Origin of the sequence: Dyadobacter sp. BHUBP1, from assembly GCF_050587785.1 — a bacterium.
Lineage (GTDB): Bacteria > Bacteroidota > Bacteroidia > Cytophagales > Spirosomataceae > Dyadobacter.
Map to the genome: position 1 here is coordinate 237,923 of NZ_JBOBIH010000007.1, position 25,045 is coordinate 262,967.

General features: G+C 52.4%; 22 protein-coding genes. 12 read left to right on the forward strand and 10 right to left on the reverse strand.

What is annotated here, in order from left to right; all coding sequences use genetic code 11:
* Positions 1-54 precede the first annotated feature (54 nt).
* Together ACQ4MZ_RS24635 and ACQ4MZ_RS24640 are read left to right on the forward strand one after the other, a co-directional pair.
* Entirely contained in the window at positions 55-2,067 is a 2,013-nt protein-coding gene (locus tag ACQ4MZ_RS24635; protein ID WP_430849566.1) for a beta-L-arabinofuranosidase domain-containing protein, read from the forward strand.
* 41 nt (positions 2,068-2,108) lie between these two features.
* The gene (locus ACQ4MZ_RS24640) at positions 2,109-4,082 is read left to right on the forward strand and encodes a glycoside hydrolase family 127 protein (protein ID WP_430849568.1); all 1,974 of its coding nucleotides are present in this window, start codon (positions 2,109-2,111) and stop codon (positions 4,080-4,082) included.
* A gap of 25 nt (positions 4,083-4,107) precedes the next feature.
* Here ACQ4MZ_RS24640 and ACQ4MZ_RS24645 read toward each other — a convergent pair whose 3' ends face one another.
* From ACQ4MZ_RS24645 to ACQ4MZ_RS24655, 3 genes are all read right to left on the reverse strand, one after another.
* Positions 4,108-5,253, reverse strand: coding sequence for a DUF4932 domain-containing protein (locus ACQ4MZ_RS24645; protein ID WP_430849570.1), 1,146 nt, complete (start codon positions 5,251-5,253; stop codon positions 4,108-4,110).
* Between the two features lie 133 nt (positions 5,254-5,386).
* The gene (locus ACQ4MZ_RS24650) at positions 5,387-6,475 is read right to left on the reverse strand and encodes a helix-turn-helix domain-containing protein (protein WP_430849572.1); all 1,089 of its coding nucleotides are present in this window, start codon (positions 6,473-6,475) and stop codon (positions 5,387-5,389) included.
* Positions 6,476-6,547: 72 nt separating this feature from the next.
* Entirely contained in the window at positions 6,548-8,974 is a 2,427-nt protein-coding gene (locus ACQ4MZ_RS24655; protein ID WP_430849574.1) for an ABC transporter permease, read from the reverse strand.
* Between the two features lie 283 nt (positions 8,975-9,257).
* Here ACQ4MZ_RS24655 and ACQ4MZ_RS24660 point away from each other — a divergent pair, with 283 nt between their 5' ends.
* The 3 genes from ACQ4MZ_RS24660 to ACQ4MZ_RS24670 are packed head-to-tail and all read left to right on the forward strand — an operon-like array spanning position 9,258 to position 12,679.
* Positions 9,258-9,647: a YybH family protein gene (locus ACQ4MZ_RS24660; protein WP_430849576.1), complete on the forward strand. Its 390-nt coding sequence runs from the start codon at positions 9,258-9,260 to the stop codon at positions 9,645-9,647.
* 32 nt (positions 9,648-9,679) lie between these two features.
* Positions 9,680-11,611, forward strand: a complete 1,932-nt coding sequence (locus tag ACQ4MZ_RS24665; RefSeq protein WP_430849578.1) for a hypothetical protein — start codon at positions 9,680-9,682, stop codon at positions 11,609-11,611.
* Between the two features lie 24 nt (positions 11,612-11,635).
* On the forward strand, positions 11,636-12,679 hold the full coding sequence (locus ACQ4MZ_RS24670; protein ID WP_430849580.1) for a ferritin-like domain-containing protein: 1,044 nt from the start codon (positions 11,636-11,638) through the stop codon (positions 12,677-12,679).
* Between the two features lie 58 nt (positions 12,680-12,737).
* Here the strand turns inward: ACQ4MZ_RS24670 and ACQ4MZ_RS24675 are convergent, their stop codons facing one another.
* A complete protein-coding gene (locus ACQ4MZ_RS24675) occupies positions 12,738-13,655 on the reverse strand; it encodes a VOC family protein (RefSeq protein ID WP_430849582.1) in 918 nt (305 codons plus the stop codon).
* 142 nt (positions 13,656-13,797) lie between these two features.
* On the opposite strand from ACQ4MZ_RS24675, the gene ACQ4MZ_RS24680 reads away from it, so the two are divergent.
* Positions 13,798-14,202, forward strand: coding sequence for a DUF3574 domain-containing protein (locus ACQ4MZ_RS24680; RefSeq protein ID WP_430849584.1), 405 nt, complete (start codon positions 13,798-13,800; stop codon positions 14,200-14,202).
* A gap of 106 nt (positions 14,203-14,308) precedes the next feature.
* Positions 14,309-14,782 carry a hypothetical protein gene (locus tag ACQ4MZ_RS24685; RefSeq protein WP_430849586.1) on the forward strand — a complete coding sequence of 158 codons (474 nt, stop codon included), beginning with the start codon at positions 14,309-14,311 and terminating at the stop codon, positions 14,780-14,782.
* Between the two features lie 61 nt (positions 14,783-14,843).
* Here ACQ4MZ_RS24685 and ACQ4MZ_RS24690 read toward each other — a convergent pair whose 3' ends face one another.
* Both ACQ4MZ_RS24690 and ACQ4MZ_RS24695 read right to left on the reverse strand, forming a co-directional pair.
* Positions 14,844-15,695 carry a glycosyltransferase family 2 protein gene (locus tag ACQ4MZ_RS24690; RefSeq protein WP_430849588.1) on the reverse strand — a complete coding sequence of 284 codons (852 nt, stop codon included), beginning with the start codon at positions 15,693-15,695 and terminating at the stop codon, positions 14,844-14,846.
* Between the two features lie 38 nt (positions 15,696-15,733).
* On the reverse strand, positions 15,734-16,204 hold the full coding sequence (locus ACQ4MZ_RS24695) for an Lrp/AsnC family transcriptional regulator (protein WP_430849590.1): 471 nt from the start codon (positions 16,202-16,204) through the stop codon (positions 15,734-15,736).
* 107 nt (positions 16,205-16,311) lie between these two features.
* On the opposite strand from ACQ4MZ_RS24695, the gene ACQ4MZ_RS24700 reads away from it, so the two are divergent.
* Entirely contained in the window at positions 16,312-17,226 is a 915-nt protein-coding gene (locus ACQ4MZ_RS24700; RefSeq protein WP_430849592.1) for a DMT family transporter, read from the forward strand.
* A gap of 95 nt (positions 17,227-17,321) precedes the next feature.
* Here ACQ4MZ_RS24700 and ACQ4MZ_RS24705 read toward each other — a convergent pair whose 3' ends face one another.
* The 4 genes from ACQ4MZ_RS24705 to ACQ4MZ_RS24720 form a co-directional block, all read right to left on the reverse strand.
* On the reverse strand, positions 17,322-17,735 hold the full coding sequence (locus ACQ4MZ_RS24705; RefSeq protein ID WP_430849594.1) for a rhodanese-like domain-containing protein: 414 nt from the start codon (positions 17,733-17,735) through the stop codon (positions 17,322-17,324).
* Between the two features lie 219 nt (positions 17,736-17,954).
* Positions 17,955-18,551 carry a DUF6134 family protein gene (locus tag ACQ4MZ_RS24710; protein ID WP_430849596.1) on the reverse strand — a complete coding sequence of 199 codons (597 nt, stop codon included), beginning with the start codon at positions 18,549-18,551 and terminating at the stop codon, positions 17,955-17,957.
* 318 nt (positions 18,552-18,869) lie between these two features.
* Entirely contained in the window at positions 18,870-19,700 is an 831-nt protein-coding gene (locus ACQ4MZ_RS24715) for a sterol desaturase family protein (RefSeq protein WP_430849598.1), read from the reverse strand.
* 341 nt (positions 19,701-20,041) lie between these two features.
* Entirely contained in the window at positions 20,042-20,878 is an 837-nt protein-coding gene (locus ACQ4MZ_RS24720) for an SDR family oxidoreductase (protein ID WP_430849600.1), read from the reverse strand.
* A 144-nt stretch (positions 20,879-21,022) separates the two neighbouring features.
* Here ACQ4MZ_RS24720 and ACQ4MZ_RS24725 point away from each other — a divergent pair, with 144 nt between their 5' ends.
* The 4 genes from ACQ4MZ_RS24725 to katG all read left to right on the forward strand — a co-directional run bounded on the left by ACQ4MZ_RS24725 (position 21,023) and on the right by katG (position 25,041).
* A complete protein-coding gene (locus tag ACQ4MZ_RS24725; protein WP_430849771.1) occupies positions 21,023-21,421 on the forward strand; it encodes a Crp/Fnr family transcriptional regulator in 399 nt (132 codons plus the stop codon).
* Entirely contained in the window at positions 21,337-21,597 is a 261-nt protein-coding gene (locus ACQ4MZ_RS24730; RefSeq protein WP_430849602.1) for a hypothetical protein, read from the forward strand. The genes ACQ4MZ_RS24725 and ACQ4MZ_RS24730 overlap by 85 nt, the downstream gene beginning before the upstream one ends.
* Before the next feature lie 56 nt (positions 21,598-21,653).
* A complete protein-coding gene (locus tag ACQ4MZ_RS24735; protein ID WP_430849604.1) occupies positions 21,654-22,553 on the forward strand; it encodes an SDR family oxidoreductase in 900 nt (299 codons plus the stop codon).
* Positions 22,554-22,767: 214 nt separating this feature from the next.
* Positions 22,768-25,041 (forward strand): catalase/peroxidase HPI, encoded by a 2,274-nt coding sequence (katG, locus tag ACQ4MZ_RS24740; RefSeq protein WP_430849606.1) that lies wholly within the window; start codon positions 22,768-22,770, stop codon positions 25,039-25,041.
* Positions 25,042-25,045 lie beyond the last annotated feature (4 nt).

Below are 25,045 nucleotides of genomic sequence, written 5' to 3' on the forward strand. Positions count from 1 at the left end.
CCTGACTATTCGTGTACAATTCGTGCCTTCGTGGCATTCCAACTAAAACCGAAAATGAAAAAACTCCTATTGTTCGCGGTGCTGCTGGCAACCCTGCAAACCACAGCCCAACCCACCAAAGAAGCCACCTACACCCAGGCCAAAGCCCCGCTGAGGCCCAACCCATACAGCGAGCTGCCGCTAGGCGCCATTAAACCGCAGGGCTGGCTCAAAGAAATGCTCGTTCGCCAGAAGAACGGCTCCACCGGTAAGCTCGACGAACTGTACCCGCTCGTCATGGGTAAACGCAACGGCTGGCTGGGCGGCGATGGCGACCAGTGGGAACGCGGCCCCTACTGGATCGACGGACTGCTCCCGCTCGCCTACATCCTCGATGACCAAGAGCTCATCGCCAAAACCAAACCCTGGGTGGAATGGGCCATTGCCAGCCAGCAGTCCGACGGCTATTTCGGTCCGTCCAAAGACTACGGTCACGAGCCGGGCGTACAGCGTGATAACAGCCGCGACTGGTGGCCCAAGATGGTGGTATTGAAAATTTTAAAACAATACTATTCCGCTACCGGCGACCAGCGGGTCATTACTTTGATGACCAACTATTTCAAATACCAGCTCAAAGAACTCCCTTCAAAACCGCTCGATAACTGGACATTCTGGGCGAGGTACCGCGGCGCGGATAACCTGGCTGTCGTGTATTGGCTTTATAATATTACCGGCGACAAGTTCCTGCTCGACCTCGGTAACCTTATCCATTCACAGACCTTCGACTACACCAACGCATTTCTGAACACGGATATGCTTTCGACGCGCGGCAGCATACACTGTGTCAACCTCGCCCAAGGTATCAAAGCGCCGCTAATCTATTTTCAGCACCATCCTGAACAGAAATACCTCGACGCCACCAAAAAGGGCTTCGCCGATCTCCGCAAGTTCAACGGCCTGGCGCACGGCCTGTACGGCGGCGACGAAGCATTGCACGGGAACGACCCTACTCAAGGCTCAGAGCTTTGCTCGGCCGTGGAAATGATGTTCTCGCTCGAAAGCATTCTCGAAATCACCGGCGATGTAGGCTATGCCGATATGCTCGAAAAAGTGGCGTTCAATGCTTTGCCGACGCAGGCTTCCGACGATTTTATGACGCGCCAGTATTTCCAGCAAGCCAATCAGGTAATGATGACCCGCCACCAGCGCAATTTCGATGTGAACCACGGCGGCACCGACGTGTGCATGGGCCTGCTCACCGGCTACCCTTGTTGTACTTCCAATATGCACCAGGGATGGCCGAAGTTTGTCCAGAATCTCTGGTACGCCACCGCTGACAAAGGTATCGCGGCACTCACCTATTCTGCCAGCGAGGCGAACATCAAGCTGCCTGGCGGCATCAGTGTGGCCGTGAAAGAGGAGACCTCCTACCCTTTCGAAGAAACCATTAAATTCACCGTGAATCCTTCGTCGAAAGCGGTGTTTCCCTTCCATATGCGCGTTCCTGCGTGGTGTAAAAAGGGCGCGGTTAAGGTAAACGGTAAACTCTGGCTCGAACCGGAAGGCAACCAGATTGTGAAACTCACGCGTGAATGGGAAAAGGGCGACGTGGTGGAACTGACATTACCCATGCATATCTTTAAAAATACCTGGGTTGAAAACTCGATTTCCGTGGAACGTGGGCCACTTACTTATGCATTGAAAATAGGCGAAACTTCCAAACTGGTGAAAAACGACAAAGACCCGATCGATTACGGTGCGAGCTATACGGAACTGCGGCCGACCACGCCCTGGAACTACGGATTGATCCTCACGCCCGACAACAAACTGGAAGAACAATACAAATGGGAGGTGGTGAAACCGGTTTCTAATTATCCCTGGAATCCGGAGAATGCACCTTTGCAGATCAAAACCAGGGCACGCCGTATTCCTTCCTGGGGATTGTATAATGAAATGGCCGGCCCGGTTCCGTACAGTTTGACGTACCAACTGGAAACCGACGACAAAGAGGAAGACATTGTGTTGATTCCCTACGGCTGTACCAATCTGCGGATCTCCCAGTTTCCTTTGGTGCACCGGAAAAAGTAGAGTCCTGAAAAGCAGGATTTTGAATTAAACCAAACCTTGAAATGCATTTAATCTCCAAAATATACGCTACCGCCGCGCTCGCATCGTGCCTGCACGCGACGCCATTCCAGGTACAAGCCCAGCAGCGCATTCAACCCGTGCGGTTCTCCGAAGTCAACATTACCGACCATTTCTGGAAACCCAAACAGGAAAAGGTAGCCACGGCCACATTGAATGCCTGTATCATTCAAACCGAGGAAAAATCGGGCCGCATCCGGAATTTCGAGAAGGCGGCACGCCGGCAGGGGGAAAAGCACGAAGGCATTTATTATGACGACAGCGATGTGTATAAAGCCATCGAAGCCATGGCCTATTCACTCAAAAATCGCCCCGACGCCGCATTGGAACGCAAAGCGGACGAATGGATCGACAAAATCGCGGCCGCCCAACTTCCGGACGGCTATTTGAATACCTATTACACATTAACCGACCTCAAACAGCGCTGGACCGACATGGAAAAGCACGAGGATTATTGTGCCGGGCATTTGATGGAGGCAGCGGTGGCTTACTACAACACCACCGGCAAACGCAAACTGCTCGATGTCGCCATCCGCTTCGCCGATCATATTGATTCTACCTTTCGCGTGGCCAACCGGCCGTGGATATCCGGCCATCAGGAAATCGAGCTGGCGCTGATGAAAATGTACCACCTCACCCAGGAAGACCGCTACCTGAAACTCGCCGACTGGTTCCTTGACCAGCGCGGCCACGGATATGGAAAAGGCAAGATCTGGGACGAATGGAAAGATCCCAAATACTGCCAGGACGATGTGCCGGTAAAGCAGCAGAAGGAAATCACCGGCCACGCCGTACGCGCGATGTACCAGTACACGGGTGCAGCCGACGTAGCGTCCGTTACGCAGGACCCCGGCTATATGAACGCCATGACAGCCGTGTGGGAAGACGTCGTTTACCGGAATATGTACCTGACGGGCGGTATCGGCTCCTCCGGCCATAACGAAGGATTCACCGACGACTACGATCTTCCGAACGGTTCCGCATACAGCGAAACCTGCGCCTCGGTGGGCATGGTGTTCTGGAACCAGCGCATGAACGCGCTCACCGGCGACGCCAAATACATCGACGTCCTCGAACGCAGCCTGTACAATGGCGCGCTGGACGGCCTGAGCCTGAGCGGTGATACTTTCTTTTACGGAAACCCGCTTTCTTCGATGGGTAACAACGCGCGCAGCGCCTGGTTTGGAACGGCTTGCTGCCCTTCCAACATTGCCCGGCTTGTGGCGTCCGTCGGGGATTATATTTATGGTAAATCAGATGGGAAGATTTGGGTAAACCTTTTTATAGGCAGCAATACCAGTTTCCAAATGGGTAAAACTGCTGTCCCGCTCAAAATGGACACCAATTATCCCTGGGACGGGAATGTAAAAATCAAAGTTACGCCTGCACAAAAAGTAAAATATGCGCTGAATATCCGCATTCCGGGTTGGGCAGCCAAAACCGCCGTTCCCGGCGGGTTATACAATTTTGCAGGCGCCGGTAACAGCAAAATCGAAATACTGCTGAATGGCAAGCCTGTCAATTATCAAACGGACAAGGGTTACGCGGTGATCGACCGCACCTGGCAAAACGGTGACGAAATCGAAGTGAGACTGCCCATGGAAGTACGCCAAATCAAGGCGCGCAACGAAGTGAAAGCCGATGCCGACCGCATTGCCCTGCAACGCGGCCCACTGGTGTACTGCGTGGAAGGCGCCGACAACGCAGGCGAAGTATGGAACCTGCTCGTTCCCGAAAACCCTTCATTCAACATCCAGAAAGGCCTGATCCTGAACGAGCCCGTCGTCTCTATCCGAGCTAACCTGCAAGTTATTAAACCCACGCCCGATGGCCTGAGCGTAAAGTCGGAACCGCAAACCGTCACCGCGATTCCATATTATACCTGGGCCAACCGTGGCCGCGGCCCAATGCAGGTGTGGCTGCCGGTGAAGATGAGGCATATCAGGATTGTGGAGTAAATTCATCGCAGTATATAGTGATGCACTACCGCTTAGTCAACTCCCGCAGGCGCAGCATGGCGGTTTCGACCGCCTGCTGATACGTCCCATTTCCCGTTGCATTGTATCTATCGAGCTCAGTGATCAATGTGTCCAGGTAAATAAAGTTCCGGTCTGATACGTAATCCTTCCTGAGCCTTTCAGCGTCCTCGTGACGGCCCAGCTTGCGGGCTATCACAACCTCCCCTGCCCTTACAAAATGCTCGTAGAGGCACGCTCTCCAGGTCATATAACCTTGCGGTACCATGGCGTCTTTGATCGGATCGAAGAGTTGCTGTGTCTCCGCAATAAGGGCTTCGGGCAGGCGATCAACGCACGGGTTTACAAACGAATGCCCAAACTCATGTGTGCTCAGTTCCAGCAAATGTTTTTGATCGGCAAAACCCATATCAACACGCGTGGAATCGGCCCATTGCTGGATCGCGAACGTACCGAACACATGAAACGCATGCGCTTCACTACCGGATCTGTACCGGGCGCCGAAACCCATGCCTGCCGGAATTGTGAGGCTGGGTACCAGCGAATAGCTTTCGAAATGGCTTTCATAAAATGCCTCCATTGCAGGCAAAAACCCATCTTCCGGCAACCTGGCTTCGACCTGGGCCACCGCATTTGCGTACAAGGCCCTGTTCCCGACGAGATATGTCTCGAAATCGACCTCCCGGTACAGTCCGTTCATCGCCTCAATGAAAGCGGATGCATTCTTTTTCGCTTCCGCAAGGTCACCACGCGGGGAAAAACGCCGGTAATATGCCGGATCGATGCCGTCGGGCAGTTTCGCGTGGGGAAAATCGTTCAGCTGGATCAGGAGGTTAATGAAATAGTCGAGCCAAATATCCTGCGCAAAGCCTATTACCGTTGCCAGATGTTTACTGCTTGCAAAAGATTTGTACTGCCGATAAAGCTCAATTCCATAGGCATATCGCTTCCGGTCTTTTGCGGAATACGATGCGGTTTCGGATTGGGCGCCTTCGTAACCCAGGAAATAGACAAAGCCGAGCAGCTCGACATTGGCATTTATTCTGACTTCAAACTGACGACCGGCTGGGCTATCAATGTGATAACGAACTTTTCCGGCTAGCACCGAAGGCGTGGAGAACATAGCTAACAGAAGCAAAACGTGTTTGAACATAACAGGAAAGATATTGGATGATAATGCTGCAAAGCACGGCCCGCAATGCATATCAATCGCCCTGAAACGCTTTCCTGGACGTCCGGAATCATGTTTTCGGACTCGTTTTTGAGATCTCAATTGTCCCATCGAGTTATTTCTGCACCAGCAGGAATTCCGACGGCGACTTACTCGTGTGCTGCTTGAATACCTGGTTGAAAGTGGATTTGGAACTGAAACCCGCGTCTAGGGCCAACCCCAGGATCGTTTTGTGTTGTTCGGCCGGATCTGCCAGTTTCCTGATCACTTCTTCTACACGGAGGCTGTTCACATAACCATTGAAATTGGTTTGGAAATAGGTGTTGATCAGATACGAAATGTAGCGTGGGGGCAATTGCAGGTGTGCGGCCACGTCGTCGAGCGTAAGCCCCGACCTCGTGTAGAGTCGATCCTGCATGAATGTATACTTCAACTTTTGAAGTTCGACCTGGTCGTCAAACCGAGCAAAGTCCGGTCGTTCGGTCGGTTTTTCTTTGGGCAAAACCGGCAACATGAAGAATTCGGGCGTGACGTAACCAGCATAGCCAAGCCCGAACAGGCAGAGCGTGAGCAACACTTCGATTCCGAAAAACACAGGCCAGTCGAGGATTACGCCAGCTATCCACAACGATGTCAGCACTACCAGAAACCCGAACAAGCCATAGACCCGGAAACGGGTTGGGAGGCTGAGACTGACTGCCTTCTTTTTCCAGCTCCTGTAAAACCCTTGCAGTTTGCAGGCATAAACGCCCAGCACCCCAATCATTCCGATAATGGGTAATAGCTCAGTCAGGAAAAACCAGGCCGGGTTTTCGAGTAACGAAGGCAGGTCGATACCTGTGAAGCGCCTGTAAGCTTGCCATGTGCACCTTATTGCAATCTCAACAACTACCGGCACGAAAAACAGGACGTGTCGCGGATTGAATACAAATCCTGGCTCCGTCGAGAGTCGCACGAAAAACCAGGTTGCAACCGCAAGGAGCAAATAGCTCTGCAAATTCCAGAACGGAATGGCATCCGGCCGACTGTGGTAATGCACCTGCATCGCCCATGCATTGAGCAGTTCCTGGCTGAGCACCAGCAGCATCAATCCGAGAAAGAGACTGGCGCGTTTGCCATTGATGCCTTTTACGATCAAAGACAGGCTCAGGACAAAACCCTGCCCAAAAGCCAGGAGATATACAATTGCTTTCCAGTTATCCATTACGATTGGTACGCGGTGATCCGCCGGGCTCGAAATAAATCGATTTCAGGACTATATCCTAACATTCCCACCCTATTCACTCCGCAAACTCCTCACCGGATCGAGCATCGCCGCCCGCAGGCTCTGAAAACTCACGGTCAGTAGCGCGATGGCGGTCATGAGCGAGCCCGCCGCCACGAAAAGCCACCAGGATACGGAGATTTTAAACTCGAAATTCTGCAACCATTGGTTCATCAGGTACCAGGCAACAGGTGAAGCGATGATGATCGCCAGCAAAACCGGTTTCAGGAAGTCCCGGGAAAGTAAAGCCACAATGCTGCTCACGGACGCTCCCAGCACCTTTCTTACGCCGATCTCCTTGATCCTTTGCTCGGCTGTGAATGTGGCCAGCCCGAAAAGTCCCATGCTCGCGATTAAAACGGCCAGTATGGTTGCTACTTCGACGAGCCGGGCTGTGCGGGTTTCGGATTGGTAGGCTTGCGCAAGGGTTTCGTCCAGGAAACTGTATTCAAAGACCTGGTCGGGGAATGCCTTGGTCCAGGCTTTTTCAATGTCTGCCAATGCGGTTTGAATAGACGTTGATGTAGGATTTTCGCTTTGTAACTTGATGCCGGCCTGGTAAAAATTATTAGGAACGACTTGAAAAACGGTCGGATCGATCTTCTGATGCAGCGAGTTAACATGGAAGTTGCGGACGACACCCGCGATTGTGGCAAACTCGTTGCCATCGCCGTAATAGACCCTCTGCCCGACTGCCGCCCGGGGATTGGTGATGCCGATCCGGCCGAGAAATATTTCATTGACAATAACCCTGAAATTCCTGGTGGTATCGCTGTCTTTCAGCGGCTCACCGGCCAGCATTTGAATGCCGTAAGTATCAAAATAATGTGAATCGCCCATTTTCATCTGGGTTTTCACCTGAACCACCTTCGGCCCCTGCCGGTATTCCATCGCCTGCATCCAGTTGCTTTCGGCGGAGGCGCTGTTGAATGAAAAGCTCACGTCCCTGATTTGCGCGGAACGGATCAGCTGTTCGCGAAAAGTGTGCAGTTTTTCGGGCCTGTTGTCGGGCAAACCTACGGTAATGATGGCCGATTTGTTGAAACCGAGGTCCGCGTTGCGAAAGAAATCCAGCTGCCGGTCGATCAGCATCGCGCAGCAAATCAGCACGAGCGAAACAGCGAATTGCACCACTACCAGCCCTTCCCGCATTGAAAACCACTGGCCGGCAGGTACTATCGCATGGCTTTTCAGCGCCCAGATCGGCGCCATGCCCGACAACCGTAAAGCAGGATAAATCCCTGCTAATAAAGTAGTTAACAGCAACAGAAAACCCGCAAACAGCGCTGTGGAGCCTGTAAAAAGATCGTCCAGTGTCAATGGGATGGCAAGCGCCGCCACCAGGACCGGCAATAGCAATACGCTGATTATCAATGCCAATACGCCACCAAAAAGTGTAATAAAACCTGCTTCGGTGAGGAATTGGTAAATCAGCGATTTACGGCTACTGCCCACCGCCTTGCGTATGCCCACCTCCTTCGCGCGCTTGAATGCACGCGCTGTGCTGAGGTTAATGAAATTGAAGCAGGCAATCAACAGAACGAGCGCGCCTATAACCGAGAGTGTTTTCAGCAAGCCCACATTCGCGCTCCTGCCGCCGAGGTTACCCGTGTAATGGATCTCAGACAGATGATTGAGCTTGAAACGCTTGTCGGGAAGCGCCTCCCTACCCATGTATTTCACTACTACCGATTTGAAGCGTCCGGTGAGCTGCTCCGGGGCAACGCCTTTTTTTAACACTACAAATACCTGAAAGTTGTCATTCCAACCATTCCATTTATTCTCCTCGAAACCGGGGTCTATCTGCTTTACCGTTGTGAACGACACCAGCATGTTGAACGGGAAACTCGTGGTAACCGGGTAGTCCTCTACGACGCCGGTGACGGTCAGGTCCTGCTTATTATCCATTCGGATCGTGTTTCCGAGCACATCGACAGTCCCGAAATACTTTTCCGCGTAAGCGCGTGTGAGCACGATCGCATTCGGTTGAGACAATGCGCGGTCCGGGTTGCCTGCGACCCAGGTATAGTCGAGCGTTCGAAAGAGGGCATTATCCGTAAATACGACCGATTCGCGGAACCTCCTTTCCCCGGCGCTCCGACGGCCATAGGCGGTCGCGCCGCCAGCTGCCATCGTCTTGCCGTCTCTCTGCATAATCGGGGCGATGGCTTCGGCTTCGGGCAGGTCTGTGCGGAGCGCATTAGCCATGCCCGTATAGGTACCAGGGTAAGTATGGTTTTCCTTGATATTTTCGGTTTCAACCCGGTAAATCCGGTGCAGGTTCGATTGCGACAAGTCGTAGCTCGTCTCGTGCCGTACTACCAGAAAGACCATTAATGCGCAAGCCATTCCCACGGCGAGCCCGGTTACATTGATGAAAGAATAGCCTTTGCTGTTGAAAAAGCTCCTGAAAGCGATGGTAATGTGATTTTTGATCATGACCGGGCCGGAAGTTTTAGATTCATTCCCGCACCACTAATGGCGTGCCTGTCTTGGTAAAACCTTCCCATGAAGCTGAGGCCCTACTTTTTATCAAAAGACTTTACAAAAATGTCCGCTTTTGAACGGCAGGCGTACCAAAACGGACAGAATATCTGAAAGCCGCACGCACTACCGAACCACGCCCTTGGAACCGTTTAATAACTAATTCTACAAACAAATAGAATTAGTAAGTAAATAATAATACACCAACCACTTCCTTTTCCAAACAATCTTTATCTCCATGAACATAGACAACGACAGACAACAAATTGAAAAACTGCGGCTGATCGTCCAGGAAGCGGAAAACACCGGCAACCTCGAAATGATGACCGCCATCCTCGCTGACGAGATCACCGTCATTGCTCCCGGTTCTCCGGTTATCCATACAAAAGCCGGCGGCGTTGAATTCCTCCGTGCGTGGTTCGATGCATTTTACATTCAGATATCCTACGAATCACAGGATATCAAGGTCCGCGGAGATCTTGCTTATGAATGGGCGATTTATCAACAGACTACTACCGACAAACAAACCGGTGAAAAAGCCTCGGAAACCGGCAGGATGCTTTGGATCTACAAAAAATACAACGGAGCATGGCTGCAACATTTCATCATCTGGAATACAGCCGCTTAAAGAATTTTATCCTCACAATAAATTAAAACACCATGTCTTATCTTCATGCGCCAAGGCTCGTGTTCACGGGCGATTTCCTGTCCGATGTCAGCACGGTCAACAACGACACGGCCCACTACAACAATGCCACCTTCCAACCCAACTTCCAGGACCCGGGCCAGGGTGCGACCAATGGCTGGTGGAATCCGGAAGGAGGCGCAGTTTTCGATTTTCAGAACTGCACGGTAAAGCAGATTTTCCTGCCGGATGGCATCACACAGACTTCGCAGTCCGACGACATTATTATTGGCCAGGCCGTAGCGGGTGCCGAAGGGCGCCCCACGGGTAAAATGGTAGACCTCGACCCGGATGCCCAGATGTACTCCGCATTATGGTGCGTCCAGCTCCGCATTTGCACGGCCAATGGCGACCTGCTTTTCAAAGGCGATATCACCACCACCTCGTTCCGCGATCTTCAAATGAGACAGCTCGATGGCGGTAAGAGCAACGGACAGCCGTTGGGGGCAACCTGGACCTCGGTGATTACCAACATCGAGTGGGGTCCCCTTGCGGAACAGTCAGTTTTCCTGAAAACATTGCGCGCGACTACGCAGAACAACACTCTTGCCATTAACATGAACCCGTTCGGCTATTATTACAGCCATAACGACGGCCGTTTTTCGCTGGGCAGGATCATCGGTTCTATCGGCCCTTATTTCGAAGGCGAGCCGCTCACTTTTGCGCCCGCGCGCAGGTTGTACGGTATCAACTATACGCCAAGCGCCCGCGGTACCTTTTTCAGCACGTCGAATTTCCTGGTAGAACCCGGTCCCAATCGCGTAAGCATCGACTTTGGGGCGAGCTTTCCGGTAGCCGATTCCATTGGCACGATTAATTACAAACAAGATCTCCGCCTGGCCGTCAGCAAAGTGCCGCAAACCGGCGTAGCAAGCCCCCAGACGCCCACTTTTTACATTAGTCCAAATGATTTTATCGAAATCGGGGCACTGGATTATCAGTCCGACCCGAATTGGCTTAACCAGACAGGCGGGATCGTTTCTTTCAGCAATTTGCCGGACGCGACAATTTCAGCACTGAGCAACAGCCAGTTGCTGTTAATTACACCATCGTCAAGCCGGCCGGAACAGTTTGCGATTATCGCACGCGAGGCCATCGACGGGCTCGTAGCCCGGGCCGATAATTTCATCCAGCGCCTGGATGACGGTCAGTCGGTGAATATCGATTTTTACGCCTACCAATGGGGCAAACCGCTCCCGGACACCGGCATCACAGTTACGGTAGACCCTCCCACCCCGGATACCCCCAAAGGCCCGAAAAGCCCGATCTCCGAAGTTTACGGCAATAATTTCCCGACAGACGGGCTTTCTTTCAACGGCCAGATCTCCACCGGCCCGGATGGCAAAGTACAAATGCCGATCACCGGCAACGCCATTTACAGCCCCAGGGTTTACATCGACGGGCAGATCTACTTCATCACCTACCAGACCGCAACCGTCGACCCGGCATTCGGTACGGAACAGGTCGTGGTGCACCTGCGGGACTATTTCGAGGAAATCGCGAACCCGGTTTGGGGTGATATTTCGGAGATGATGATCCAATACAGCAACCTGTACCCGATTATGAGCAAATATGTTGTGAACCTGGCCGACCCTGTGGCACTCGCAGAGAAAAAGAAGATCCTGATTTTCGCTTTCTCACGCGATATGAATGACACGATGCACATGCCGGTAACGCGTGACTTGTCGTCCACGAAGCGCAATACCATTCTCAACTGGCTCAACAACCCGCAAATAGCTCCAAAACCGGTGGTAAGATCCGAAGCCAGAGAGGCCAGGGCTGCCAATCCGGTGGCACCCGGCACAGCGCTGACCGACAAACAAATCCGTTACCGGGAAGCTGTGAAAGCGAAAAACGGGTCGTTCCCAGGCTTCTCCGCTACCAACGATTTGTTTGAAAATCTGTGATTTACGGTTTAAAATTCATTCACCATGCTACAAATAGATTCAAGATATATTGAGAAGGCATTGAGCGCCAATGCCCTGGAAGAACTCTATCCGCTCGTTCAAAACGCCATTGAACTCGAACATTCGACGATCCCGCCGTACCTCACGGCGATGTTCTCATTGAGCCCAGGCGCCAACCCCATACAGCGGCAGATCATCCATTCGATCGTGATCGAGGAAATGCTGCATATGACCATCGCCGCGAATATCCTGAACGCCCTTGGCGGCCACCCGGTAATCAACAGCGCCGATTTTGTACCCGAATATCCAGGCCCATTGCCGATGGGCATTGGTAACGGGCTCATCGTAGGGCTTGAAAAATACTCGGTGGAAGTGGTCAAAAATGTGTTTATGGAAATTGAAGAACCTGAGAGTCCAATTGTTTTCAAATCGATTAGTCTTGCTGAAATGCCCACATACAGCACGATCGGGCAATTTTACCAGGCCATTCAACAGAAGATCGAAGAACTGGCGCCGGATCAATTGCCGGGCGACAAAAGCAAACAAGTCACTTCCTCGTTCTTTCCTGACGACGAGCTTTTTCCTATTTACACCAAACAAAACGCGATCGACGCGATTAACATCATCATCGAGCAAGGTGAAGGCACTTCCACCTCCCCGCTCGACCAGGAAGATGAACTCGCGCATTACTACCGTTTTGAGGAACTCTACAAGGGAAAAAGACTGGTAAAAGACGACGCCGCGCCGAATGGCTACTCGTTCTCCGGGCCGGCCATTCCGTTTTCGCCGGACGGTGTTTTCCCATTATTTCCCAATACTAAAACCAGCATGCTGCCCGTCGGCAGCGAGGAATGGCACCGGATGAACGAGTTCAATATGAGCTATTACTCCTTACTTTCGGGACTTCACACGACGTTCAACGGTCAGCCTGGAATGCTGGACAATACCGTGGGCGTCATGTACGACCTCAAACTGACTGCCCAGAAACTGTGCGCCACACCCTTCCCGGGCAAACCCGGCTACAACATCGGGCCATCATTCGAGTTTATCGTTCCTGCCGGAAGTTAAGATGTTTTTAAATGCAGTTCGACGGCGGTCATGACACGCCGTCGAACTTTTAAATGTTCTATACTCCTTCAAATGCACGTTTCAGCGGTGCGATTTGAAGTCTTTTCATGGGCATGAATGCCTGGGTTACCCGGTTGACCTGCTCGCGGGTGCCGTTTACCATCATTTCTTCGAGTTCAACGGGGGAGATTTGCCACGACACGCCAAATTTATCCTTGATCCATCCGCATTGTTCAGCCTCCGGCACGGCCGATAGTTTCTGGGTAAAATAATCGAGCTCCTCCTGGTCATCGCAATTCACCACCAGCGAAATCCCCTCATTAAACCCAAATTTGTGCTGATGGGCGCTATCCATAGCAGTGAACCAGGAATCTTCGAGCTTGAAATCCGCGAACATGACGGTACCCGGCTTGTCCGGTGTATGACCTTCGGGATAGCGATGGAGTGAGCCCAGTTTGGATTTTTCGAAAACAGAACAATAGAAGTTGATGGCTTCCTCAGCCCTGCCGCATTGGTCGCCGACAAACAGCAGCGAGGTGATGATCGGCGGCCTCGGCTCTCCCTCGGCTTTTGTGAGGATGAGCTGCCATGAAACACCGTACCTGTCCTGCACCCAGCCATAGCGCTCGCTGAACGGGTATTCGCCGATCGGCATCAATGCATTTCCGCCGTCAGCCAATTTGTTCCAGACCTCGTCAATTTTCGCGCGTGCCGACTCCTTCGAACCGCCGAACAGCAACGGATCGAAATTGACCATGAATGAAATGGAAGGATTGGGTTTGAAAATCGGGCCGGCGCTGATGGCCATGAATTTCTGGCCCCAAAGCTCGAATATGACCATATCGGCATCGCCCGAAGGCGTGTCTTCCATCCGCGTGACGCTCATCACCCGGGATTCAGGAAACACCGACGCATAAAACTCCGCCGCTTCTGCGGCTTCCTTATCAAACCATAAATGGGGGACGATTTTTTGCATGACCATTGGATTTTAGTGGATGATTCTAACGGGATGCACTGACCGGAGAGCCCCAAAGGTAAGAAAATCCGGGTTAGTAACTTGTTGCATGGATATGGGTACATTAAATTACAATACGAAATTTTCACGCTCACCAACCTGAATGATGATCAACTTTACATGCATACAAAAATGGGCAATCCTCGGCTGCCTGGGCCTTGCTTCCTGCGCGAGCTACCAGCGCAGCGACCTGTATTTCGGCAGGGACATTCCGGGCGGCGGGACCGTGAGCGAACAACAGTGGAAGAATTTCAGCGACAGCGTCATTAGCAATTACTTTCCCGAAGGCTACACCGAATGGGACGCCAACGGCCGCTGGAAAGATACCGATACCCGACAAACGATCACCGAACCGACCAAGGTTGTGACATTTTTTGGCAAGAAAACCAGGCAAAGGAGCGCCGCCCTCGACAGCATTGCCCAGCGCTACCTTCGCCGCTTCCGACAGCAAAGTGTGCTCCGCACCGATGTTAAGTCCAAAGTTAAATTTATCAATAAAACGCCCTGACCGGACAATCGTCGGACATTGAAAATCCACACGCATTCCGGCAAATCGTTGGCACAATTTTTGGCTGTATTCATGGTAGGAAATCAACAACTAACGGATAAATAGTATGAAAAAGATAATGATCACCGCCGCCATGGTATGCTTCTGCGCGACGACGGCAGCGTTTGCACAAAGTACCAGCAGTTCCACCGACAAATCGAAAACGACGAAGGCTACGGGGCAGGGCGTGCAAACACCTACACCCGAAGGCGAGAAAAAAAGCACCGACCAATCGGGTAAGCCCAACCCTACCGACCAGGTCGCTCAGAAAAGCAGCGAAAACGACGGCAGCAACCGCCCGGGAGGCGCCACCCATGAAAACGCCAACGACGTAGGCCGGTATTCCGACCGCGAAGACAACAATTCGATGCTGTTTTCCAAAGAAGCTATTGCGATACGCCGAAAAAACCTCACCGAACCGGATGTAACCGTGAAGGAAGGCAGCGGCTCTGCGCCTAAAAACACCAAAAATCACACAGGTACCACCGGCAATTACCGGAACCTGGCAACGCAAACCAGCGGCATTCCATCGCGGGAATAGAACCGTGGTTATTGGCAGAATGAAAGGCCCCGGGAGCATTTTCCGGGGCTTATTTATGAACTCAACTGCTCTGCGACGTTTTCAATTTATCTAAAATCCTCAAAATCGTCGTGTCCTCCACCACATTGGATTCGTTGTCGTGGTTGTGAAATTCTTCCAGTTTGCGTTTGCGCTTCGTATCGCTGATGCCCCTTTCCACCTTTTGCCGGTATTCCTCCAACGACCGGCAATAATAATGATTCAGCTGGATCGTATCCACGCTTACATCGGCCAATGCCTCTTCGATGGGCACGAAATGCTCATTCACACAGGAATACCCGGGCTTGAATTTGAAACAATGCGATTTGTAAGCCGACTGCACAAAACGCGGCTGGACAATACTTTTAATATGGCGGTTAGGCGGGAAAGAAACCTCCGATCGCCGGGTAAAATTTTCCAGTTGACTGCCGGCGGGTTTTTCAATATGATTATTCGAACCAAATATTAACCACGACAGCCCAAGGCCGCCGTAATTTTCATATTTTTCAAGTAATCGGGGCAAGCTTGCACTTTCATTTTTGGGTACGATAAACTCGTCCATATCAATGAATGCGGTCCATCTCGAATTATAACCGAAGTTATCGAGGCAATGCTGGTAAGCTTTCACGTGCATATTCTGCCCGGGAATACGCGTAACCGTCACCCATTCGCTGTAACCAAGCGCGGCAATGGCATCCAGAACAGGGCTCTTGCTGCCATTATCATAAATATAGAAATGCTCGACCCCGATTTTCCGATGGTAATCCAGCCATTCGGCCAGGTAATCATTTTCATCTTTTACAATGCAGCAAACGGATAAATAATACTGAGGTTCAACAGATTGATCGGCATGGGAGCAACGGAACCGGGAAAGTAAATTCTTAATCGAAAACATGATGGCTAATACGATTTTGTCGATGACGCGCGCCAAAGTTATGGCTTATTGATTGGAATACTCAACCCGGCTTTTACAATATCCAGTACGATACTCGTTTTAAAGCTCTTAACATTGTTGTTCCCGAAAAACAACTGCTGGGTCAGCTCTTCATATTCCTTCATGCTATAAACGACCAGTATCAGGATAAAATCCACGTCGCCTGTCACGTAATAGCATTGCTGTACCTGCGGGGCGTTGCTGAAAATCGCTTTGGCCTGTTTGATGATCTCCACCTTCTCCACTTCCATCTTCACCTCCGTAAGAATGGTGATCGGCCGACCCAGTTTTTCGGGGTCGAGCACCGAAATGTCCGCTCTGATCACGCCCGTTTCCCGTAGCCGCTTGATACGCCGCTGCACCGCGGGCGCCGACAGCCCGATCCGCTCCCCGATATCGCGCTGGGGCGTGGTGTTATCGGCTTGCAGGATCGCCAGAATGGAAATGTCGAATGAGTCGAGTGTAATCATAAGGATAGTGCAACGAAACAAAATTGCAAATTTGGCCCCAAAATCGAGGAAAAATTACGCCTGACCAAAATTAATTTTGCGCAACAATTTAATTCGATCAAAGTCAAATGCGTAATCAGGCGGGGAAGGGAATCGCTATGGTGCTGATGGCCGCCAGTTTGTGGGGCGTATCAGGCACATTCAGTCAGTTTTTATTTCAACAGCAGCACGTCAGCGTCGAATGGCTGATGTCGGTCCGGATGCTCATTTCCGGGATAGTCCTCGTGGCCATCAGCAAGGCCCGAAAAAATGCGGATACATTCGCCCCCTGGAAAGACAAACGCGATGCGATCCGTCTTTTGTCTTTCGGTATTCTGGGCATGCTCACCGTCCAGTACACCTATTTCGCGGCCATTAAACATTCTAATGCGGCCACCGCTACTATATTACAGTTTACCAGCCCTATTATCATCGCCGTTTACCTGGCGGTTAAGTTCAGAAAACCATTGCGGCCGCTCAACCTGGTGGCCATCGCCGTCGCCATGCTGGGTACATTCCTGCTCGTAACGCACGGAAAACCGGGCGAGCTCGCCATTTCGGGTACCGCGCTGGCCTGGGGCCTCGCCTCGGCCGTAAGCCTGGCGATGTACACCATCCAACCGGAATCACTGCTTAAAAGGTACCACGAAACCACCATCATCGGCTGGGGCCTCCTCATCGGCGGCATCGGCATCTCGCTCGTGCGCGCCCCCTGGCACACCGACGGCATCTGGGACGTGCATACCTACGCCTACACCGCATTCGTTGTCCTTTTCGGCACGCTCATTCCCTTTTACGCCTACCTCACCGGCGTAAAACTGATCGGCGGTCAGAAAGCCAGCCTACTCACCTCCGCCGAACCGCTTTCCGCCGCACTACTATCGGTGAGCTGGCTCGGCGTACCCTTCCTTCTGATAGACTACATCGGCGCCGGGCTGATTATCTCGACGGTATTTCTGCTCGCCATGGAGCGGGATGTGGCGTTGGAGCCACCTGTGGTGTAACATATTGAAGTGATATATGATAGGCAAAAGCCAGGCAATCAGGTTCCATTGGCTGGCTTTTGTTTGTATTTGGGGAGGCGTAAACAATGTCGGGACTACTTTCTGGATGCGCTGGTTTGCAGTTGTTCGGCCGGGAAACCGTCGGCTTTCAACTGCTCAAAACCGCCGATGTTGTAATAAGAGTGAAAACCGAGTGTTTTAAGAGTATCGGCCGCCTTCCCGCTACGGTTGCCGGAGCGGCAATAGAGGTATACCGGCTTGTTTTTATCGAGTTTGGCGATCTGCGCTTTAAAGTCCGGACCGTTGAAATTGATATTTCGGGAGTATTGCAAATGCCCGCCGTCGAACTCCTCGGGCGTACGCACATCCACGAGGTAGGCCTTTCCGGCCTTGATCTGCGCCAATGCCTGCGGATCGGGTTTCACAATGTTTTGAGGCGCGGGATGTTGCGCCTGCATGGCCACGACCGACGCCAAAAAGAGAATAATCAGAAAAGATAGCTTTTTCATGAGATACAATAATCTATTATTTTTATAGATTTAATATACAAAACTAGGAAATTAAACTGCCCGTCAACGATTTTCACGCGGGGATGTATTCGAAAATCCGGCATTATACCAGCGGGCATTTTTCGACCGGCCTAGTTAAGCGACCGATTGGCAGTAATCAATGTATAGGTGTACAGCGAACGATATAGAATATACGAGCACCTATCTACTTCAAAATACCTACAAAGGCCGCTGCTTCCTTACGATGCTGAGCTTCACGCCCGCCAGCTCCGTCACCACCCGCACACAATGCCCGTGCTCGTAACTGTAAACACTCTCTTTCCCGTTGGGTAGCTCCACGCTGTAACTGCCGTTTCCGAGCTTTCTAACTTTGCACATCGCCCCGAACTTCTCGGAATATACTGCCTGCACCTGCGCCGGCTCCTGGTAATACAGGCCCGTGATCGTGTGTGCAATCGGCGCCACGACCTCCCATTTCCGGTTACGGTCGGCTTTTTCGGACAAATCGAAGCGGTAATGCTGCGAGGCGAGCCGCGTGGTAACCGTCTGCTCGCGCCGTTTGCCATTCACGGTCTGCTCGGTCAGCGAACTATGCAGGGTACCCTCCGAAAACTGGTTTTCAGCCACAAAACTGCCGGAATAAAACGGTATGCTGAACTCCGCCTCGATCCGCTTGCGCAGCCGTGCGCCGTCGTCCTGCGGCAATACTTTCACCGACCCGATGATGTGACCTGCCATCACCACATCGAATGTCGCGACCTGGGCGTTGCCGGCGAACGACGCCAACAGCAATAGTATCAATAGAATTTTCGGCATAAGTGGTCAGTTTCGAAGATGTGTAGCGAACAAATCGCGTAGCGATGTAATATTGGTAGATGTAAATAGATCAGATGACCCGAAAATCCCGTGAGGGATGCAACAGCATAGTGCCAAAGCCCTGTTATTACATGCCCAAAAGGCACTAGCAGAATGTTCCTCTATCTTTATTTGATTTTAAATGACCGAATAGTCAAAATGTAGTCAGGTATTGTCATTGATGGTCAGAAATTGTTGTACATACATGTTTAAAAATAATGTGTATGTAACAAAGTCAAATCTGACAACATCTGACTATTCCTGACCATACCTGACCATTCACTTCGACAGCTCACTCCGCTGGTCGCTCGACTTGAACAGCGGGTAACCCAATTGCACGTACCACGGCTCTTCCTGGTAGTCTTCGAGGCCGACGTGTTCCGAAAACTGCCTGGTGATCTTAGCCGTACCAAACAGCATATCCCAGATAAAGAACATGTTGCCATAGTTCCCGTTGATCACCCCGATGCCATCGGCGTCGGTGGCGGCGTGGTGTGCGTGGTGCGTCGCTGGGGTCGAAATGGTACGTTCGAGGACCCACATCAGCGGATGAAGCCATTTGATCGCGTAAAGCGGCTTGTCCCAGCGCACGCTCGAGTGCGCAGAGATACCAATCAGCGCCTTGAAAAAATACCCTATCAGGAACGCCTGGCCGAAGCCGAGGAATATCAGGACCGTCGAAACGATGCGTGGGGGAAAGAGCAGCAGGTACACCCAGGAGTTGCGGCCGGTGAGGAACACGCTCATTTCCGGCGCACTATGATGCACACGGTGGCCCTTCCACAGCCACGTGTAGGTATGCGCGGCACGATGCCACCAGTATTGCGTGAAATCTTCGAGTAATGCAGTAATGAGCACGCCCGCCCACAGCGGCACGGCTTCGAATACATTATAGTAGTCGGCGAAAAAATAGTTGAGCACGTAAGCCGAGAGCAGGAAACTAAGCGGCCGTGTGATGACGCTCGACAGGAAAAGTCCCGCAAAATTGATATACCACTCATTTTTAGACCATTTTTCACTTTTGTAGAGACCTGTAAATGCTTCCGCAAGGCTGATCACCGCGAAAAGGATGAGGATTTCGTAATAAATATGGCTGTCTGTGAACTTCATGTTGCATAGAAAGTCTGTGTCGCGCGGCTGGCGGGCGACGTATGGATAATGGGAAAAACGAGGCTTACCGGAAGGCTCCGGCATGCAGGGACTCAGCTAGCAACAACAACAGCCTGCTCCGTAAGAAACAAGCGGTACAACATTGGCACGACGGCCGGAGAAAGGGGCACTATGGGCAGTTTTAATCGAACGCATATGCGATGTCGTTAAGAAATGGACACAGCTTCGGGTGGTTCTCAGCTCGATTGGATGATAAGGTTGCATGCAAAGTTAATGTAACAGCCACCTAACTTCCAAGCATTTGACTGAAAAAGTATTTAAAATCTATGGATTTAATAGAATTATATCAAAACCGTCTCTGTGAGAGCCTCGGAAAACGCCCATAACTTACGTGCGAGTGCCCGGCTTTTCGCTTTGGAGGAAGACCTGGCCGGTTTTCCATCGGCGAAGTACTGCCCCGTTACGTCGTTCAGCTCCGGTGCTGTGGCCACGTGTACAATGCCCGTAGCGGCTTGTTCAGGAGTGCGGAAAAACGGCTTGAAAACCTTCATAAACCATGCGGTAGCCCCATTGCCATTCCCGCCGAAGCTGCTGGAAACCGTACCGGGATGCACAGCATTGGAAGTGATGCCAAATGGCGCCAGCCGTTCCGAAAGCTCGTTGGAAAAAAGGATATTGGCCAGCTTGGAGCGACCATAAATCACCAGGTCGTGGTAATGCGGCGGATTTGCCAGCTTGGCCGTCTGGTACCTGAATGCAAAGAAATGCGCCTCGGATGCGACGTTCACGACCTTCGCAGATTCAGCCGCTTTGAGCAAATCGATCAGGCCGGTGGTGAGCACAAAAGGTCCCACGTGATTGGTGGCAAAAGTCATTTCGATACCGTCGTCGGTCGTTTCGCGATGCTGAACGATGAGCCCGGCATTGTTGATCAGCAAATCGATCTGTGAATAATTGTCCCGGATCTCATCCACGGCCCGTTTGGCGGACGCAATGCTGGAAAGGTCGCATTGGACAAAGCCGGTACTCACACTATGCCCGATTTCCCGTTGCAGCTCGCGGGCCTTCGCCTCGTTACGGGCTACCAATATCAGATCATAGCCCCGTCGTGCGAGTTCGAGGGCTGTAAAGCGGCCGATGCCCGAAGTGGGCCCGGTAATCAGTGCTATTTTACGCATTGAATTCAATGAAAATGTCGCAAGTAACGCTATCGGAAATAACGGTGGCTCTGGCGCCTAAGGTAAGAACGGAACCGGATATATGCTCCAATCGAGGCTGCTTTTTTCTATCTTTGGTAAATGCATACCGAATTCGAACATTACATGGCCTCCCAATCCGGCCTGCCCGGCGAAACGATCAGGCATATCAGCGGCCTGGCCACTGTGCGACGCCTGCACAAAAACGAGGCGTTGCTCACCGCCGGGGAAATATGCCGGCACAAGGTATTCATTGCCAGCGGGCTGCTCCGGACTTACCATATCAAGCCGGATGGCAACGAGCATATCCTCCATTTTTCGCCCCAACACACCTGGACGCTCGATGTCGAAAGTTACGACAAGCAAGCCCCGTCGCTGGTGAATATAGAAGCGGTGGAACGGAGCGAAGTATTGCTTTGGGCCAAACCGGACTTTGATAAATGGCGAGAGATATCCCGGAACTCAAAACGTTTTCGGAACGGCTCATTTCCCGTACGATCTATAACAACCGCAATCGTATCCTGACTATTCTGAGCGGCACTCCCGAAGAACGCTATGCCGATTTTGTCGATACCCATCCCGACTACCTAGCACGCCTGCCGCTCCGAATGATAGCCGCTTACCTCGGCATTTCCCTGAAAACCCTCACACGCATACGCCACGCGCAACTGCAACGCGACGCTCAAAGTATGGTCAAATGACCTTGCTTGCCCATTAGCGTCCTGTCAATTTTGCATCAAACAAAATTGAAACCAACATGCGTGTATTTGTAACAGGGGCCTCGGGATTTGTGGGCTCCGCCATCGTAGACGAACTTTTGAAAAACGGCCATGAAGTACTGGGGCTCGTCAGGTCAGAGAAGTCAGCAGGACAACTGGCTGCCACCGGCGCTACGCCGCTGCTGGGCGATGTGAACGATCCTGAAATACTCCGCCGTGGTGTGGCCGGATCCGATGCCATCATCCACACGGCTTTCAACCACGATTTTTCCCAATTCAAGGCAAACTGCGAAGCCGACAGAAAAGTCATTGAGACATTAGGCCAGGCATTGATTGGCTCGGGAAAGCCGCTCGTGGTCACCACGGGCATAGGCCTTTTGCGCTACCACCGGCCCGTAACCGAGGACGATGCAGTGAATGCAAAGTCTGACGAAATCCCACGCGCAGCTACCGACGAGGCCGCGAACGCCGTAGCAGCCCAGGGCGTGGATGTATACCTGGTGCGCCTGCCCCCGAGCGTGCATGGCGCCGGCGACCACGGTTTTGTGCCTATGATCATCGAGATTAGCAAAGAAAAGGGCGAATCGGCGTACATCGGGGACGGCGGCAATCAATGGCCTGCCGTGCACCGGCACGATGCCGCGGTGCTGTACCGGCTGATTGTGGAGCAACGTCCGGCGTTGAAAGTATTGCACGCTGTGGCCGAGCAGGGTATTCCGTTCAGGGAAATCGCACAGGCGATCGGTACAGGTCTGGGCCTGCCTGTGGTAAGCAAAACCGGTGATACGGCGGCAGCCCACTTTACCTGGTTCCAGCATTTTGCGGGCATCGGCTGCGTCGCATCCAGCGAAAAAACCCGCCAGGCGCTGGGTTGGCACCCGAGTGCACCGGGATTGTTGGAAGACATTGCGACGGCCGGCTACCTCCCCGCTTCTTAGCGCCCTCCAACATTCCGGAAACAGCTTTCGAAAAGTTCATGTGTTAGCCGCCAAACCTTCGCAACCGCAACAGGCTGACAATGCGACGAAATAGATTTTCACTATTGAATTATAGAATTAATCAATTTTGACAATCAATTTCAGTATTATACCTTTATCCCGCTGCACAAATACCAGAGGCAGGAAATATGGTTTAACACATGAACTTATCGTAATGGAAAACGGATCAAACGACATTAGCAAATGTCCATTTCACAACGGGACACTGAATCACAATGTAGGCGGCGGCGGTACCAGAAACCGCGACTGGTGGCCAAACCAGTTGAAATTGAACATTCTGCGTCAGCATTCGTCCCGCTCCAATCCGATGGGAGAACAATTTGATTACGCGGAAGCGTTCAAAAGCCTCGATCTGGAAGCAGTTAAAGCAGACCTTCATGCACTGATGACGGATTCGCAGGATTGGTGGCCGGCCGACTTCGGGCATTATGGCCCCCTGTTCATCCGTATGGCGTGGCACAGCGCGGGTACCTACCGTGTGTTCGACGGCCGTGGCGGTGGTGGTTCGGGCCAGCAGCGCTTCGCACCGTTGAACAGCTGGCCGGACAACGTCAGTCTCGACAAGGCCCGTCGTCTGCTTTGGCCTATCAAACAAAAATATGGCAACAAAATTTCCTGGGCCGATCTGATGATCCTGGCTGGGAACATCGCACTCGAATCGATGGGCTTTAAGACATTCGGCTTCGCCGGTGGACGTGCGGATGTGTGGGAAGCCGACGAAGACGTATATTGGGGATCGGAAACAACCTGGCTCGGTAACGACCGGCGCTATGCACATGGGAAGCCGGGCCTCGACGAGCAGGGTGTGGTATCAACCGACGAGAATCCAAATGGCCGGACCCACTCCCGCCACCTCGAAGAACCGCTCGGCGCGGCGCATATGGGTTTGATTTACGTAAACCCGGAAGGTCCGGACGGTAATCCCGACCCGATTGCAGCCGCACACGACATCCGCGACACATTCGGACGGATGGCTATGAACGATGAGGAAACCGTTGCATTGATTGCCGGCGGCCACAGCTTCGGTAAAACGCATGGTGCGGCCCCTTCCGATCACGTCGGAGCAGAGCCCGAAGGTGCGGACCTCGAACATCAGGGCCTGGGTTGGAGCAACAGCTTCGGTTCCGGAAGAGGCGCCGACACCATCACCAGCGGTTTGGAAGTGATCTGGACCACCACTCCTACCAAATGGAGCAACAACTTCTTCGAAAACCTGTTTGCGTTCGAATGGGAGCTGACCAAAAGCCCCGGCGGTGCACATCAATGGGTGGCCAAAGACGCCGGCGAGATTATCCCCGATGCGTACGACAGTTCAAAAAAGCACCGTCCTACGATGCTGACCACCGATCTCTCACTGCGTTTTGACCCGGTTTACGAAAAGATCTCACGACACTTCCTCGAAAATCCGGACGCATTTGCAGATGCATTCGCCCGCGCGTGGTTCAAACTCACGCACCGCGACATGGGCCCGCGTGCCCGCTACCTGGGTCCGGACGTACCAGCGGAAGTGCTGATCTGGCAAGATCCGATCCCGGCAGTTGACCACGAACTGGTAAACGACAGCGATATCGCCGGTCTGAAAGCCAACATCCTGGCATCCGGTCTGAGCGTTTCCGAACTGGTTTCCACGGCCTGGGCTTCGGCTTCGACATTCCGCGGCTCCGACAAGCGCGGCGGTGCAAACGGCGCGCGTATCCGTCTCGCTCCGCAGAAAGACTGGAAAGTGAACAACCCGGCACAGCTGCAAAAAGTACTCGGTATACTGGAAAGCATTCAGCAGGAGTTCAACAGCACGCAGTCAAGCGGCAAGAAAATTTCACTCGCCGACCTGATTGTATTGGCTGGTGCAGCCGGCGTAGAGAAAGCCGCGCAGGACGCTGGTCATGCTATTATCGTTCCATTCACCCCCGGCCGGATGGACGCGACACAGGAGCAGACCGACGTCGAATCCGTGGGCTACCTGGAACCGATCGCCGACGGTTTCCGCAACTACCGTGGTGTGAAATCCAGCGTGATGACCGAAGAGTTGCTGGTGGACAAAGCGCAGCTGCTCACACTTACCGCTCCTGAAATGACTGTGCTCCTGGGAGGTTTGCGGGTATTGAACACGAACTTCGACGGTTCCAAAAACGGTGTATTCACGCAGCGTCCGGGTGTGCTCACCAACGACTTCTTCGTGAACCTGCTGGATATGAACACTTCCTGGAAAGCGATGGGACCGGATAGGGAAACCTACCTGGGAACCGACCGCGCCAGCGGCCAGCCCAAATGGACTGCTACCCGTGCCGACCTGGTATTTGGCTCGCAGGCCGAACTCCGGGCGATTGCCGAAGTGTATGGCAGTTCCGACTCGGGCGATAAGTTCGTCAAAGACTTCGTGGCGGCATGGAACAAAGTAATGAATCTCGACCGGTTCGATCTGGCCTGATTCG